This is a genomic window from Aeromonas sp. 9A (assembly GCF_963900955.1).
Lineage (GTDB): Bacteria > Pseudomonadota > Gammaproteobacteria > Enterobacterales > Aeromonadaceae > Aeromonas > Aeromonas salmonicida.
Genome location: NZ_CAWRFG010000001.1, coordinates 1482474 through 1496892 on the forward strand (window position 1 = coordinate 1482474; position 14419 = coordinate 1496892).

Annotated in this window: 11 protein-coding genes; 4 read left to right on the forward strand and 7 right to left on the reverse strand. The window is 61.0% G+C overall.

What is annotated here, in order from left to right; genetic code table 11:
* Positions 1 to 18 precede the first annotated feature (18 nt).
* Positions 19 to 879: a pyridoxal kinase PdxY gene (pdxY, locus tag AACX78_RS07225; protein ID WP_159165784.1), complete on the forward strand. Its 861-nt coding sequence runs from the start codon at positions 19 to 21 to the stop codon at positions 877 to 879.
* A 24-nt stretch (positions 880 to 903) separates the two neighbouring features.
* Here the strand turns inward: pdxY and AACX78_RS07230 are convergent, their stop codons facing one another.
* Together AACX78_RS07230 and AACX78_RS07235 are read right to left on the reverse strand one after the other, a co-directional pair.
* Entirely contained in the window at positions 904 to 2325 is a 1422-nt protein-coding gene (locus AACX78_RS07230) for an MATE family efflux transporter (RefSeq protein ID WP_113720538.1), read from the reverse strand.
* A gap of 106 nt (positions 2326 to 2431) precedes the next feature.
* Positions 2432 to 3340 carry a LysR family transcriptional regulator gene (locus tag AACX78_RS07235; protein WP_059112112.1) on the reverse strand — a complete coding sequence of 303 codons (909 nt, stop codon included), beginning with the start codon at positions 3338 to 3340 and terminating at the stop codon, positions 2432 to 2434.
* Positions 3341 to 3843: 503 nt separating this feature from the next.
* Here AACX78_RS07235 and AACX78_RS07240 point away from each other — a divergent pair.
* Complete coding sequence (locus AACX78_RS07240) at positions 3844 to 5139, forward strand: HAAAP family serine/threonine permease (protein ID WP_034523881.1); 1296 nt, start codon at positions 3844 to 3846, stop codon at positions 5137 to 5139.
* A gap of 140 nt (positions 5140 to 5279) precedes the next feature.
* Entirely contained in the window at positions 5280 to 6560 is a 1281-nt protein-coding gene (gene yjeH / locus AACX78_RS07245; protein WP_159165785.1) for an L-methionine/branched-chain amino acid transporter, read from the forward strand.
* Positions 6561 to 6615: 55 nt separating this feature from the next.
* Here yjeH and AACX78_RS07250 read toward each other — a convergent pair whose 3' ends face one another.
* The 4 genes from AACX78_RS07250 to AACX78_RS07265 form a co-directional block, all read right to left on the reverse strand.
* Positions 6616 to 7155: a GNAT family N-acetyltransferase gene (locus AACX78_RS07250; RefSeq protein WP_159165786.1), complete on the reverse strand. Its 540-nt coding sequence runs from the start codon at positions 7153 to 7155 to the stop codon at positions 6616 to 6618.
* Positions 7156 to 7232: 77 nt separating this feature from the next.
* Positions 7233 to 8966 carry an ABC-F family ATP-binding cassette domain-containing protein gene (locus tag AACX78_RS07255; RefSeq protein WP_159165787.1) on the reverse strand — a complete coding sequence of 578 codons (1734 nt, stop codon included), beginning with the start codon at positions 8964 to 8966 and terminating at the stop codon, positions 7233 to 7235.
* 397 nt (positions 8967 to 9363) lie between these two features.
* Complete coding sequence (locus AACX78_RS07260) at positions 9364 to 9801, reverse strand: PliI family lysozyme inhibitor of I-type lysozyme (RefSeq protein WP_131731377.1); 438 nt, start codon at positions 9799 to 9801, stop codon at positions 9364 to 9366.
* A 115-nt stretch (positions 9802 to 9916) separates the two neighbouring features.
* A complete protein-coding gene (locus tag AACX78_RS07265; RefSeq protein WP_201302806.1) occupies positions 9917 to 11947 on the reverse strand; it encodes a M13 family metallopeptidase in 2031 nt (676 codons plus the stop codon).
* Between the two features lie 128 nt (positions 11948 to 12075).
* Here AACX78_RS07265 and tilS point away from each other — a divergent pair, with 128 nt between their 5' ends.
* Positions 12076 to 13446, forward strand: coding sequence for a tRNA lysidine(34) synthetase TilS (gene tilS, locus AACX78_RS07270; protein WP_159165789.1), 1371 nt, complete (start codon positions 12076 to 12078; stop codon positions 13444 to 13446).
* A gap of 60 nt (positions 13447 to 13506) precedes the next feature.
* On the opposite strand, the gene AACX78_RS07275 is transcribed toward tilS, so the two are convergent.
* Positions 13507 to 14409, reverse strand: coding sequence for a GGDEF domain-containing protein (locus tag AACX78_RS07275; RefSeq protein WP_034282344.1), 903 nt, complete (start codon positions 14407 to 14409; stop codon positions 13507 to 13509).
* Between the last annotated feature and the right edge of the window lie 10 nt (positions 14410 to 14419).

Here is a 14419-nt window from a genome sequence, read left to right on the forward strand (position 1 = left end):
TCCATTTTGTGAGTCGTCATGAAGCGCATTCTCTCCATTCAATCCCACGTCGTCTTTGGCTGTGCCGGCAACAGTGCCGCCGTCTTCCCTATGCGCCGCATGGGCATGGAAGTGTGGCCCGTCAACACGGTGCAGTTTTCCAACCACACCCAATACAGTCAGGGGTGGCAGGGGATGGTGATGCCGTATGGCCATATCCGTCAGCTGATAACCGGTCTGGCCGACATAGGCGTGCTGGGGCAGTGCGATGCGCTGCTAAGCGGTTACCTCGGCTCGGCCGAGCAGGGGGAAGAGATACTGGCGGCGGTGGCCAGACTCAAGGCGCTCAACCCGAACGCCCTCTATTTCTGTGATCCCGTCATGGGTCACCCCGACAAAGGGTGCATAGTGGCACCCGGCGTCGCCGACTTTTTCAAAAATCGGGCGCTGACCTGCGCCGATATGCTGGCCCCCAATCTGCTGGAGCTGGAACAGCTGACCGATCGGGAGATCCGCAATGTGCCCCAGGCACTGGCAGCATGCCAGCAACTGCGGGATCAGGGGGTCAAGCTGGTGATGGTCAAGTATCTCGGGAAGGCGGGGTTTGCCATGGACAGGTTCGAAATGCTGCTGGTATGCGAAGAGGGGGCGTTTCATATCTCACGCCCCCTCTATCCCTTTGCTCGCGATCCCATTGGGGTAGGTGATCTGCTGAGCGCCACCATGCTGGCCAATCTGCTGGCAGGGTTCACGCCTGTGGCGGCGTTCGAGCGCACCAATGCCAGCGTCGATGCAGTCGTGGCCCAGACCTGGCTGGCCGGAGCCTATGAGCTGCAACTGGTGGCAGCCCAGCAGGCGATGGTGCTGCCACAGGTGCGTGAGCTGGCTACCCGGCTTTAGCCGACGTATTCGTGCTACTTGTGTCTAGCTAGGGCGACGTGCCAGTCGCAGAGCCTGACGAGCGGTTAGCCCTGTGGCCTGGTGCAGACCCTGAGGAGCGCACGCCAGCTTTAGGCGACGCCACTCTCGCCACAGCAACCAGCACAGCGGCAGGGTCAACAGCAGCACAGTCGTGGGCTGGGCGAGCAGTACACCTTCGCGTCCCCACTGCATCGGCAGCAAGAAGATCAGTGGCAGCAGCAGCAGTGTCTTGGCTGCCGAGATGATCAGTGCCTGCTTGGTGCGAGCCATGGATTGCAGCAGCACTATGCCAAAGATGATGATCCCTTCCAGCGGAATGGCGCTGAGGTTGAGGGTCAGGCTGCTGACGGCGGCGGCAAGCAGTTCGGCATCCTGACCGCCGGTGTAGAGCATGGCCACCTGGCGCGGCAGCAGCTGGATCAGCAACCAGACCGCCATGCCATAGACCAGCGTGATCTTGAGCCCCATCTCCATCAGGAATTTCAGATCACGGTAGCGCTTGGCCCCCGCCGCCTGACTGACGAGAGGCTGGATGCCAAATGCCAGTCCCTGCAGGATGACGATGAATATTGCCTCCGTGTAGCCTGCTACCGTGTAACCGGCCAGATCCTTGATGGCGCCATACGCCATCAGCTGGCTGTTGTGCAGCAGCAGCAGCAGTCCCAGGTTGAACTGGGCGATCAGGCTCGGCAGGCCGGTAAAGAGCAGGTTGGGCATGGCCGGAAAATTGGGCACCATATGGCGCCATGACAAATTCAGTTTGGCATGGGAAGTAAAGAAGTAACCCAGACCCAGCAGGCTGACGACCCCCTCGGACATGAGTGTCGCCTGGGCAGAGCCTATCAGTCCCAACCCCAGCCGACCGACCATGATGTAGTTGAGAATGATGTTCAGCACTGCGCCCCCGCTGACCAGGATCATGGCCAGCCTGGGTTTGCCGTCGTTGCGCAGCAGATAGGGCACCGCCAGGTTGCTGGCCAGCAGCAGGGTACCGCCACCAATCCAGTAGAGGTAGTCACTGGCCTGTTTCCAGGTCTCTGTGCCTTGCTCGATTCCCAATGCCAGCAAGATATCGATGTGCCAGTGGTGCAGTAGCAGGGGGGCCAGAGTGCCGAGCAAGGCCAGCAGCCAGAGCGCATTGACCAGTGCCTGGCGGGCGAGTTTGAGGTTCTTGGCCCCTTGCTGGAAGGAGATGGCGGTGGCCGCGCCCATGCTGATCATGGCGGCGAGACCGATCAACACCATGATGACCGGGTAGACCAGGTTGATGCCGGCGAGGCCGGCGGCGCCCACGTAGTGACCGACGAAGATGCCATCGACCAGGTAGTAGGCACCGGAAACCAGCATGGCCATGATGGAGGGGAGGGCATAGCCCCAGAAACGGCGGGTCATCGCCCGCTGGCGCAATGTGAAGTAGGCAGACATATCTATTCTCTTGGGGAGTTCGATTATCGAGCCGACAGTCTAAATTAATACATTTTTGTTGATAATCCGCCTTAAGATTGATGAATTGATGAGTAAAATTCAGCAATCACTGGGTTTGGTAGTGTGCCTTGAGCATGTCGATCAGGGCGCGCAGACCTTTACCCAGTTGATGACGGCTTGGATAGAAGAGTGAAAATCCCACGAAGGTTGGGCACCAGGGCTCCAGTACTCGCAACAGTTTCCCTTCTGCCAGCTGCTTGCTGACCTCCTCTTCCGGACAGTAAGCCAATCCCAGCCCTGCCTCGGCAGCGCCAAGATAGAGGGCTGGCGTACTGGTGGTGAGCGGCCCTGTCACCTCGATTTCCAGCATGCTCCCCTTTCCCTCGGTAAACGCCCAGCGATAATGGTGGGAGGGTGTCAACCGATAACCTATGCAGGCGTGACGCGACAGCTCGCGGGGATGTTGCGGTGTGCCGTGTTTGCTCAGATAGGCCGGTGAGCCCACCACCAGATAACGCTGGTGTGGTCCCAGTGGCACACCGATCATCTCCTTGGGCAGCAGATCGCCGTAGAAGATGGCGGCGTCATAGCCATCCTCGATAAGCCGTGGCATCAGCTCCTGCTCCACCACCTCTACCTGCATACGCGGGTAGCGCACCATGTAATCGATAAGCACAGGGGCCAGCAAGTCGTTGATGGCCTCCCTTGGTGCGCTTATTTTCAGTCGCCCGACAGGCTCATTGCTGTGATGGGCCAGCTCGTCGAGGGCCTCTTCCAGGGTATTGAGGGTCGGCAGCAACTGCTCGAGCAGACGTTGACCCGCATCGGTCGGCACCACGGCGCGTGTGCTGCGATTGAGCAGTCTGACACCGAGCCGGGTCTCCAGCCCTTTCAGGCTGTGGCTCAGGGCGGAGGCCGAGACGCCGAGTTCGAGGGCGGCCTTGCTGAAACTCTGATGGCGGGCCACGGCGGCAAAAACCGCCAGTTCGGCGAGATCGGTACGGGTGATGACCATGACAACTCAGGGGAAAAAAGGGTGAACAACAGGGTACGTCAGGGCAAGGCGAGGCACAACCTGACCAATAAACGACCGAGTGTAAGCGGTTTGTTATACCTATAAGGATATAGATACTGGTGAAACTACCTGTACTTGTTAACGGTTGTTCACAAGGTTGAGCTGATAACGTGATCCATGACGCCAGAAAGGCGATTCTAGTCAAACTTTGGTTGATTAATTCAAAAAAACACTGTGATCGTTAAGGGGATTTAATTAGAGTCAGCCCATCAGAACAAAGGCGCGTTAACGACTTGTAACAGCTGACGCGCTGACAGCCCCAGGCTGATGACCCACTGACCTGTTTGTTGCAATTTGGTTATTGCATGGAGTAATGACCACCTTGCCGGGTTTGGGGGGAAGAAAAAACAGGGATGGACGGCAGGAGTTCCAGGGAAATGGGACAGGGCATTGCGCCCGGTTGACTCGATTTTTCTATTTTCCTTGATGACAGGAACACCACTATGTCTGACATGAATATTGCAGTAGAAGGCAGCGTAGCCAGTAATGCGTCTTCCCGTGGCAACACCAAGGCCGATCTGGTCTGGATGCTGGGTTTGTACGGTACCGCCATCGGTGCCGGTGTACTCTTCCTGCCGATCAACGCCGGTGTAGGTGGTTTGTGGCCGCTGGTGGCCATGGCGCTTCTGGCGTTGCCGCTGACCTTCTTTGCACACCGTGGTCTGACTCGCTTCGTACTGTCCGGCTCCACCCGTGATGGCGACATCACCGAAGTGGTGGAAGAGCACTTTGGCAAGACCGCTGGCAAGTTCATCACCCTGCTCTACTTCTTTGCCATCTATCCCATAGTACTGATGTACTCGGTCGCCATCACCAACACGGTTGAAAGCCTGCTGGTTCACCAACTGGGTATGACAGCACCACCCCGTGCCGTCCTGTCGCTGGCACTGATCCTGGGTCTGATGGCGGTGGTACGCCTCGGTGGCCAGTTCATCGTCAAGGCGATGAGCGTGCTGGTATTCCCGTTCGTGCTGACCCTGATGGGCCTGGCCTTCTATCTGGTTCCACACTGGAACGGCGCCATCATCACAGAAGCACCGGCTCTGTCCGATGCCTTCAACGGCGACTTCATCAAGACCCTGTGGCTGGCCATTCCTGTGATGGTGTTCTCCTTCAACCACTCTCCGATCATCTCCTCCTTCGCGGTGGACAACAAGGGTCGTTACGGCGCCGGTGCCGAGAAGAAGTGCGGCAACATACTGCTGGGTGCCCATGTCATGATGGTCATGACCGTCATGTTCTTCGTGTTCAGCTGCGTACTGAGCCTCTCCCCGGCTGATCTGGCTGCCGCCAAGGAACAGAACATCACCATTCTGTCCTACCTGGCCAACCATTTCGATAATGCCTTCATTGCCACAGCGGCTCCGCTGATCGCCATGGTTGCCATCAGCAAGTCCTTCCTCGGCCACTATCTGGGTGCCAAAGAGGGCATGAACGGTCTGATGGCCAAGGCGTTGCGCGAGAAAGGCAAGCAGGTCGACATCAAGCAACTGGACAAGGTGACTGCCGTCTTCATGATCCTGACCACCTGGGCTGTGGCTACCGTCAACCCCAGCATCCTCGGCATGATCGAAGACCTGGGCGGCCCCATCATCGCCATGCTGCTGTTCCTGATGCCGATGTACGCCATCACCAAGGTTCCCGCCATGCGCAAATACGCTGGTAACATCAGCAATGGCTTCGTGACCCTGATTGGCCTGATCGCCATGTCCGGTATCATCTACAAGCTGATTGCCTGATAATTCCGGTTACACTGTTGAATGAAGAAGCCGCCTCGCAAGAGGCGGCTTTTTTGTTTGAACAAGGGATAGTCCTTAACAAGCAAGGGGTTGCGGCCTAACATGGCCCGATGTGTGTTTATTAATCGGGACAAAGGAATATGTCTGCTTTGAAAAAGGATCTCGGGCTCTGGCAGGGAATGGGGCTGCTCGCCACCTCACTGCTGGGTACCGGTATCTTCGTGGTGCCGGCGACCGCGGCGTCGCTGGCCGGTGGGGCCTCGCTCTGGGCCTGGGTGCTGCTCATTGTGCTGGTGCTGCCCATTGCCTTCACCTTCGCCCGGCTTGGCCGTCGCTATCCTCACGCAGGCGGGGCGCCGCACCTGATTGGGCTTGCCTTTGGCAATGGCGCCGAGCGCTTTTCCGCCTTCCTGTTTCTGGCTGTGCTGCCGGTGGGATTGCCTGCTGCACTCACCATTGCCGCCGGCTTCTGGCATGCCCTGTTCGAGATGGAGGAGTGGACCCTGTGGGGCATACAGCTGCTGACCCTGCTCGGGGTGTTTCTGCTGGGGTTGCGGGGCGCGCGCTCCTCCGGCAACTTGCAACTGCTGATCGCCCTGGCCATTTTGGGGCTGACCCTGCTCATCTGGTTCAAGGGGGATCTCAGTTGGCGCGACGGGGCCCAGCCGTTGCCGACCGCAAGCGAATGGCCTGCCATGGGCACGGCGCTGGCGGTGATGTTCTGGTGCTTCGTGGGGCTGGAAGCCTTCGCCCACATGGGGGAGGAGTTCAAGCGACCTGAGCGGGACTACCCGTTGGCACTGCTTGGCGGCGTGCTGCTGGCGGGGCTTATCTACTGGGGTCACTCGCTGGTGGTGCTCAAGTATGGGCTCTATGGCGACGAGGCAAAAAATGCCACCGCCATTCCGGCCCTGCTCTCGCTGCTGTTCGGCCCTACCGCCAAGTGGCTGGTGGCAATCCTGGGTTATCTCTCCTGTTTTGCCAGCATCAACATCTATCTGCAGGGGTTTGCGCGCCTTATCTGGAGCATGGCGCGGGAGGGCAAGCTGCCCATCTCGCTGGCTCGTCTCTCGGCCCGGGGAGCGCCGCTCAATGCCCTGTGCTGGGTGCTCGCCATCTGCCTTGTCTCCATCACCTTGATCCTCTGGCTGCGGCTGCCGCTGGATGAGCTGATCCGCTACGCCAACGGCAACTTCGTGCTGGTCTACCTGCTCTGCATGGCGGCAGGCTGGCGCCTGCTCGGCGGCATGGGCAAGGGGCTGGCGGGATTGAGCGTCTTGCTCTGCCTCGCCGTGCTGGTGGCGCTCGCCTCCCAGGTGTTTTATGCCGTATTGCTGAGTGCAGGTTACGGTCTCTTCTCCCTGTGGCGCCGCTATCTGCGCCGCACCCGGGCCACGGAGACTATCTGCGCCATCAAGTAACCAGCCCGACAAAGAGCCCCGCAGTGCGGGGTTCTTTGTCTATCAGGGGTGTTGGCTACCGGGCGCTTGGCTGGTCGCTGCGCAGCAGAGCGTAGTGTTGCAGGGAGATAAACTGATCCCCCTTCCATTCGCACTCCCGCGCCGTCCCCTCGTAGCGAAATCCGGCGCCGAGCAGGACGCGGGCGGAGGCGACATTGGGCTCCTCCACCAGGGCCTGCAGCCGGTGCAGCGTAGTGGTGCCATAGAAGTGGGTCAGAAAAAGGGGCAGGGCCCTGCCCATTACCCCTTTTCCCCAGTACTCGGGATAGAGCCAATAACCTAGCTCGGCCTTTCTGTGCTGCGGATCGGCATCGTTGTAGCCGATGGCCCCCATGGGGAGGTCGGTGTGCTGACTGCGGATCAGAAACCAGCCGCCAGTGCCCTGACGCACCAGGTCGGCGTACCACGCCATCTGGGCCTCACAGGCTGTCAGGCTATCGTAACTGATGCCGTAGTGGGCAATAACCTCTGGATCCGACAGGCCGCGATAGATGTGAGGCAGATCGGCCGCCGTGATGGGGTCGAGCCGCAGTTCGCCCCCTTGTCGTGAATTCATGCTCTTCTCCTGTGCGGCCTGTGTTGGCAGGCCGCCTGATTGGGAAAGACAGTTGTGTGAAGGTGTGACTGTTGGTGTCAGTTCGCTGCGAGGCCAAGCAAACCGGCCAGCTGCTGCAACTCGTCGCGCCACTGTTGTTGCAGCCGGGGTGTCTGATGCCTGGGCTTGCGGGCGAGGTCGGCGGCGAGCAGGGCATCCAGCTCGTACCAGCGTGCCAGCAGCGCCTCTTCGTCATCCTCCACAGTGGCTTGCTCCTGCGGACTGCCATCGGTGGCGGGGCTGATTGAAAGGTCCATGGGTTCATCACAGAGCAACTCGGCATAGGCCCGCTCGGCACTGTGGGCTTCGACAATCCGGCCTTCCCTGATCACCCAGAACCGGTTGCAACTGCGCTCGATCAGATCCCTGTCGTGGGAGATCAGCAGCACGCCACCGGCAAAACGCGACAGCGCCTCGGCCAGATCTTCTTTTCCTTCCAGATCCAGATGGTTGGTGGGTTCATCCAGCCAGAGCAGATGGTGGCTCGCCAGCGACAGGGCGAGAAACAGCAGCCTGGCCCGCTCACCACCGCTCAGGCTATGCACGCGTTGCCCGTGACGGGAGTAGGGGAAACCTGCACGGATCAAGGCCTGGCGCAGCGTCACCTCGGGCAGGGGGGCCAGACAATAGAGGGCATCGGTCAGCGTTGCTGCGTCATCGAGCTGCTGCAGGGACTGATCGTAGTAGGCGATGCTGGCGCCGGGGTGGTGGTGCCAGCCTTCACCCGGTAGTTGAGCGCGCAGATCGTGCCAGCACTGACGCAGCAGGGAGGACTTGCCGGCGCCATTGGCACCGAGCAGGGCAACCCTGTCTCCGGCTCGCAGCCCGAGGTCCTCGGCCCGCAGCAGGGGAGGCAAGCCGGGAGCGGGACGCACGTCGAGGGCGTCCAGCCGCAGCAGGGCATCGGCGGGCAGTGCCTGCCCGTGCAGTTCGAGGCGCCAGGGTGCGCCGGCACCGACAACGCTCTGCTCCTCCTGCATCCTGGCAATCCGTTTCTCCATGGATTTGGCCTGACGCACCAGCTTCTCGTTGTCATGCTCCCGCCCCCAGATGGCGAGGCGTTTGCTGCTGGCGCTCAGGCGATCGATCTCTTTTTGCTCGTCGGCCCTGCGCAAACGGGCTTGCTCGTCCTCTTCCGCCTGGGCCGCCCTGGCCTGGCTGCAAGGCAGGGCGAAGCGATAGAGGCATCGGTCACGCAGGATCAGGGTCTCGCGGGTGACCCGGTCGAGCAGGCGGCCATCGTGGGACACCAGCACGAAAGCGCCGCGCCAGCCCAGCAGGAAGCGTTCCAGCCAGAGCAGGGCTGGCAAGTCCAGGTGGTTGCTGGGCTCATCGAGCAGCAACAGATTGGGCTGGCGCAGCAGGGCGCGGCCTATCTGCAATCGGGTGTGCTGGCCGCCGCTCAGGGCGCTGACCGGTAACACGGCCTGTGCTTCAAGCTGCAGCTCGGTCAGCATCTTGTCCACCTGCCAGTCGAGCGCGGGATCCCCGTCCACTGCATCGAGCAGTACGGCGCGGGCGGTGAGCGCCTGCAGGCGTGCGGGCAGATGTTGCGCCACGAATTCACAACGGCAAGCCGCTGCGTGATGCACGCGTCCGTCATGGGGATCGAGCTGACCGGCCAGCAGGGCGAGCAGTGTGCTCTTGCCGCTGCCATTGGCACCGATAAGGCCGATGCGATCACCGCTGCGGATGCTGAGGTCGACGCTGTCAAACAGGGGAAGGTGTCCTGCCGTCATGTGCAGGGAATGGGTACTCATCAGGGTTGTCATGCTCTTGCTCTCTAAAATCACGGGATCGAAAATCCCTGTCATCAGGAGCGCTGGCGACAACGGCAGAGTCGAGAAAGGTCTCGGTTTGGAAGGGAGTCGGCTTTGCTCGAACCCGCTATCGCAGCGCGATGGTATGCAGGCAAGAGCACTGGAATGTGCCGAACAGGCGAGCCGAGAACATCGGACACGCTTGGATAACCATTTTTTACCTCCTTATTTTTTGTGATGACAAGGTGCGCCGATTATAAGCACAGAAAAAATAGCCGTCCATCGGGGGCCCTGTCTCTTTCCCCCGTGGTGAGGCGGGTCCGGGTACACGGAGGCAGTGGCTTCATCGCCTGCGCCAGCAAAGTCAAAGCCCCGCATTGCGGGGCCTTGGCTGTATGAGAATGGTGGGTCAATCGCGGGGGGTCTTGAGCGCCTGGATCACATCCTCGTCGGGGGCCAGCCCTTCTACGTGGTTGAAGATCTCCAGCCCCTCCTGCGCATTGATGGTAAAGGCGTCGGCACTGCGATAGCTGCCGCTGCCGGCGCTTTCGATGATGACGATGAGCTCGGGCTGCTTGTCGCCGTTGAGATCCTGCAACTTCAGCTCCTTGATGCTGCCATCTCGCGCCAGTACCTTGCCGTCGATGAACTGATCGAGGGGAAACTGGGGGTTGGCGCCGGAATAGAGACGCACGTCGTAGCTGCCGATGGAGGCGGGCTCACCGCGCCCCTCGCTGATGGCAAGCACCTGACCGGTGGGCAGCGTCAGCTGTTTGAAGAACCCTTCTGCCGCCTGACCAGCCAGTGGCAGGGTGAGCAGACCGAGTGTCATGAGCAAGGCTTTCATGGATGTGATCCTTGTGACTGTGGTGACGGGCGGGTATCTCCTGCCCGTCACGGATGTTGATATGTTAGCCGGGGTCAGGTGATGCCTGTCTCCGGCTCTTCGCACGGGGCGTCCGTTACCAGATCTTGACCCGTTTGGAGGGGGCCAGATAGAGCTTGTCCCCCGGCTTGATATTGAATGCCTCGTAGAAGGCGGGGATGTTCGGCACCACGCCGTTGACCCTGTACTCCGGCGGGGAGTGCGGATCCGAGGAGAGCAGCATCTGCATCAGTTCGGGGCGGTACATGCCTTTCCACACCTGGGCCCAGCCGAGGAAGAAGCGCTGTTCGCCTGTGAAGCCGTCCAGCACGGGGGCTTCCTCGCCCTTGAGTGACAGTAGATAGGCCTTGTGGGCTATGGTGAGACCACCCAGATCGCCTATGTTCTCCCCCAGGGTGAACTGGCCGTTGACGAACTGGCCATTGATGGGCTCGAAGCGGTTGTATTGGGCAACCAGTCGGCTGGTACGAAAGCGAAACTCCTTGAGGTCGGCCGGCGTCCACCAGTCGCGCATCACGCCATCACCGTCGGATTTGGCTCCCTGATCATCGAAACCGTGACCCATTTCATGGCCAATGACGCCGCCGATGGCACCGTAGTTGACGGCATCATCGGCCTGCATGTCGAAGAAGGGGGGCTGCAATATGGCGGCCGGGAAGACGATCTCGTTGTTGCTCGGGTTGTAGTAGGCATTCACCGTCTGCGGCGACATGTGCCACTCGTCCCTGTCCACCGGCTTGCCCAGGCGTGCCAGGCTGTCGGCATATTCAAAGGCGCGAGCCCGTTGCAGGTTGCCTACCAGATCATCGGCGCGGATCTCGATGGCGCTGTAATCCTTCCATTTGTCCGGATAGCCTATTTTGGGCCTGAACTTGGCAAGCTTTTCCAGTGCCTGGGTCTTGGTGGCCGGGGACATCCAGTCCAGCTCCTGAATGCTCTGGCCGTAGGCTGTGCGCAGGTTTTCCACCAATTGCTCCATGCGGGCCTTGGCCTGGGGCGGGAAGTAGCGCTCCACATAGAGTTTGCCCACCGCTTCCCCAAGGTGATCGTCCAGTATGCCGAGGGCGCGTTCCCAGGGGGCACGTTGCTTGGGGGTGCCGCTCAAGGTGGTGCCGAAGAAGGCGAAATGCTGGGCGTCGGTCTGGCTGTCGAGATAGGGGGCATAATCCGTGATGAGCTGCCACTTGAGGTAAGCCTGCCAATCACCGATGGGAGTCTGCTGCATCAGGTCGTCGAGGGCAGCGAGATAGCTGGGCTGGCCGATGATCAGGCTCTGCTGACCGGCGAGACCGGCCTGGCCAAGGTAGCCGTTCCAGTCGATATGGGGTGCGAGACGCTTGAGCTCGCCGAGGGAGCCCTTGTTGTAGTTCTTCTCCCTGTCCCGCAGGGTCACGTTGTCCCACTGGATCTGGGCGAGTTTGGTCTCAAGGGCCAGGATACGCTTGGCCTTTGCGTTCGCATCCGCTTCGCCAAAGCGTGTCAGCATACCGGCGATGTGCTGCTCGTATTTCTGGCGCAGGGCCTGGCTGCTGGCGTCGGTTTTGAGGTAGTAATCCCTGTCCGGCAGGCTGAGCCCGGACTGATAGAGATAGACGGCATGGCTGTCCGGTGCCTTGGCATCGGCACCGATCCAGAAGCCGAACGGGGCGCCGCCCCCCAGCTGGCCCGAGCGGGCGAAGGCGCGAGCCAGTCCGTTCTGATCGCGGATCTGATCGATTTCGCCGAGCAGGGGCAGCAGCGGTGTGGTGCCCTTGGCATCCCGACCAGCCTGATCCAGATAGCTGGTGTAGAGATCGCGGATCTGCCGGGCCTGGGTATCGGCGGGGGCCTTGGCATCAAGCCCTTCCACCAGCACTCGTACATCCGCCAGGGATTTGTCCCTGAGCATATAGAAGGCACCATCGGCGGGCCTGTCATCCGGGATCTTGGCGGTGGCCAGCCAGTGACCGTTCACGTAGCGGAAGAAATCATCACCGGGTTTGACCCGGGTATCCATATTGGCCAGCGCCAGGCCCGAGTGCTTGTCTGCCGTGTCCGGCGCCTGACTGCAACCGGCTAACAGGGCCAACCCAATGAGGCCGGCCAGTATGCTTTTCTTGTTGTTCATTCTGTTGGATTCCAATTCGGGTTATTCAGCTTCCTTGCCCACGCAGGGCGCACATCACTCTAGCAGTCGGGTTACAGCTTGATAAGCCCGACTCTGCTAAGATCGGCCAAGTCGTTTTGGGGAAGCCTATGATTTCTCGTATTTATTCTCGTTTTTGTCAGACCCTGCCAGAGCCGGAAGGTTCCCGGGGCCTGTTGGTAGCCTTCAGTGGCGGGCTCGATTCCACAGTGCTGCTGGCATTGGCGGCGCAGTTTGCCCGCGAGCATGGGCTTGCGCTGCGCGCCCTGCACGTCCACCACGGCCTCAGCCCCCACGCCGATGAGTGGGTCGCCCACTGCGAAGCCGTGTGTCAGCAACTGGCGGTACCGCTCATGGTGGAGCGGGTGCAGCTGGTGCGTGGCAATGGCGAGAGTCTGGAGGCACAGGCGCGGGATGCCCGTTATCAGCGGCTGGCCGCCAGACAGGAAAAAGGGGAGTGGCTGCTCACCGCTCATCATCAGGACGATCAGCTGGAGACCTTGCTGCTGGCCCTCAAGCGAGGTGCCGGTCTGCGCGGTCTGGCGGGGATCTTGCCGAGTCAGCCCTTTGCCGGTGGCCTCTTGTTGCGCCCCCTGCTTGAGTTCAGCCGCGCCGAATTGGCCGAGGCGGCGGCGACCCTCCCCTTCGACTGGGTGGAGGATGAGAGCAATCAGGACGTGAGTTATGACCGCAATTTTCTGCGTCAGCAGTTGATCCCCCAGCTCAAGGCGCGCTGGCCGGCCATGGCTCGTACCGCCGCCCGCAGCATGGCGCTGTGCGCCGAGCAGGAGGCGTTATTGGAGGAGCTGGCCGAAGAAGACTGGCAGCTGGCCTGTGGGGGGGAGGCGCTGCACGTTTCATCATTACCGGCTTCATCGCTGCAGATTGTGCCCCTGCTCACCCTGTCGCCCACCCGGCGCAACAACTTGCTGCGTTACTGGATCCGCCGCCTGGGGGGCGAGATGCCCTCCCGGGATCAGCTCGCTCTGCTGTGGCAGGAGGTGGCGCTGGCGCGGGAGGATGCCAACCCTCAGTTCAGCCTGAAAAACCTCGATTGCCGCCGTTTTCAGGGGCGGCTGCATCTGGTTCGGCCCGGGTTGACGCCCCGTCATGAACAACTGGCCGTCACTATCGGCGAGTCAGTGGTCCTGCCCGATGGGCTGGGGCGGGTGCACGTGTCGGCCACGCCGGACGGGGAGGGGCTGAGGTTGCCAGGGATGGGGGAGCCTTTGTCGGTGCGTTTTCAGGTGACGCCCGGTGTCATGCTCAAACCTGTGGGGCGCAGCGGCAGCCGCCGTTTCAAGAAGCTGCTGCAAGAGTATGGGGTACCTTCCTGGCTGCGGGGCCGTATTCCCATCCTCTACTATGGCGAGCAGGTGGCGGCAGTAGCCGGACTCTTTATCTGTGACGGATTTATGACGCAAGAAGCGGGGATGGGATGGCAGTGGCTGCCCGCGGCCGACAGCGGCATCCCGCAGTGAGCTCAGGCCCGCCATGCAGCTAGCCTGGCGGGCCTTTTTACGATCCTGGCGCTGTGGTACTCAGTCCAGCAGACCCGCTTTACCGGCTTTCTTGCGGGCATAGAGGTGAGCATCGGCCGCCTCATACAGGCTCTGGACTGCGACCCCGGATTGCCAGCTGGCCGCCCCCAGACTGCAACCGACCGAGAAGGTACTGAGTTCCTTGTGGGTCAGCAGCATGTGTTGCAGCCGCAGCCAGACCGGGCGCCAGGCCTCTGGCTCGGCGGGTTGCAGCAAGAGGGCAAACTCGTCGCCACCGAGGCGGAAGGCCTGATCCGTGCTGCGGATGCAGCTCTGGAGCAGATGGGCAAAGCGGCTCAGCACCAGATCGCCGACCGGGTGACCCCAGGTGTCGTTGATCTGCTTGAAGTGATCGAGATCCAGCAGTACCAGCACCAGACCGTGGGATTCCCGACTGTGCTGCTCCACGGCGCGACCTATGGCCTCGTCGAAATAGGAGCGGTTGCCGAGCCCTGTCAGGTGATCGAGTCGTACTTGCTGCTCCAGCTGCGCCAGCCTCAGGTAGAGGGGCAGCGGCTGGCAGAGCAGCTGATGGTATTGCTGCAGGATCCGCTGCTGGCTGCCGCTCAGTATGTGTTCCAGGGTGTAGTGCAACTGGCCGAACAGCTGACCGTGCTGGCCGCGCAGTTCAAACGGGTAGCTGTGGAGCGTCAGGCTGGCCTGGGGCGGCTGCTGGATCAGCCTCTGTGGCTGGGGGTTGTCGAAATAGAGGCTATGTATACGGACAACTCTTGCCGCACGATCGGCAAAGGTTGCCAGCAGGCTGTCGAGATCCGACTGTGCCAGCAACAGCTCGAGCAACTGGTTGCGATCCTGACTTGCCAGCGGCGTGAGCCGCTCCATCTGCCGAACCCACAACTCGATGCCATGCCCCAAACCATTCAATGACGATGTGTTTTCCACGGTACAGCCC

Coding starts and splice junctions, on each gene's coding strand:
- AACX78_RS07230 (WP_113720538.1), bottom strand. CDS start 2,325: ATGTCTGCCTACTTCACATTGCGCCAGCGGGCGATGACCCGCCGTTTC.
- AACX78_RS07265 (WP_201302806.1), bottom strand. CDS start 11,947: ATGAACAACAAGAAAAGCATACTGGCCGGCCTCATTGGGTTGGCCCTG.
- AACX78_RS07250 (WP_159165786.1), bottom strand. CDS start 7,155: ATGAATTCACGACAAGGGGGCGAACTGCGGCTCGACCCCATCACGGCG.
- pdxY (WP_159165784.1), top strand. CDS start 19: ATGAAGCGCATTCTCTCCATTCAATCCCACGTCGTCTTTGGCTGTGCC.
- AACX78_RS07235 (WP_059112112.1), bottom strand. CDS start 3,340: ATGGTCATCACCCGTACCGATCTCGCCGAACTGGCGGTTTTTGCCGCC.
- AACX78_RS07260 (WP_131731377.1), bottom strand. CDS start 9,801: ATGAAAGCCTTGCTCATGACACTCGGTCTGCTCACCCTGCCACTGGCT.
- yjeH (WP_159165785.1), top strand. CDS start 5,280: ATGTCTGCTTTGAAAAAGGATCTCGGGCTCTGGCAGGGAATGGGGCTG.
- tilS (WP_159165789.1), top strand. CDS start 12,076: ATGATTTCTCGTATTTATTCTCGTTTTTGTCAGACCCTGCCAGAGCCG.
- AACX78_RS07240 (WP_034523881.1), top strand. CDS start 3,844: ATGTCTGACATGAATATTGCAGTAGAAGGCAGCGTAGCCAGTAATGCG.
- AACX78_RS07255 (WP_159165787.1), bottom strand. CDS start 8,966: ATGACAACCCTGATGAGTACCCATTCCCTGCACATGACGGCAGGACAC.